We start from the raw sequence: 519 nt of genomic DNA on the forward strand, positions 1-519 counted from the left end.
TGGCACGCAACCTTGATGACCTGCGCCGCATCGTCCAAGGGCTGACACAACGGGGCGTGCGCATGGAGTTCGTCAAAGAAGGGCTGAAGTTCACCGGCGAGGACTCACCGATGGCCAATCTGATGCTGTCGGTCATGGGAGCCTTCGCTGAGTTCGAGCGCGCCCTGATCCGCGAACGTCAGCGCGAGGGAATCGTGCTGGCCAAGCAGCGCGGTGCCTACCGGGGACGAAAGAAATCGCTGAACAGCGAACAAATTGCCGAGTTGAAACGGCGAGTTGCGGCAGGCGACCAAAAAACCTTGGTGGCCCGTGACTTCGGCATCAGCCGCGAAACCTTGTACCAGTACCTGCGGGAAGACTGACCATGCCACGCCGCTCAATCCTGTCCGCCACCGAGCGCGAAAGCCTGCTGGCACTGCCAGATGCCAAAGACGAACTGATACGGCACTACACGTTCAACGAAACCGACCTGTCGGTGATCCGTCAGCGTCGCGGCGCCGCGAATCGATTGGGCTTCGC

At 60.9% G+C, this 519-nt stretch carries 2 protein-coding genes; both read left to right on the forward strand.

The window, feature by feature from the left end; translation table 11 throughout:
* A partial coding sequence (locus SJ312_RS23335) for a recombinase family protein (protein ID WP_072206285.1) occupies window positions 1-362 on the forward strand: 362 nt, incomplete at its 5' end.
* Window positions 363-364: 2 nt separating this feature from the next.
* Window positions 365-519 (forward strand): DUF4158 domain-containing protein (locus SJ312_RS23340; RefSeq protein WP_141240736.1); only part of this gene is annotated, 155 nt, incomplete at its 3' end.

It is taken from the genome of Providencia sp. CIM-Carb-044 (genome assembly GCF_033901115.1).
Taxonomy (GTDB): Bacteria; Pseudomonadota; Gammaproteobacteria; order Enterobacterales; family Enterobacteriaceae; genus Providencia; species Providencia hangzhouensis.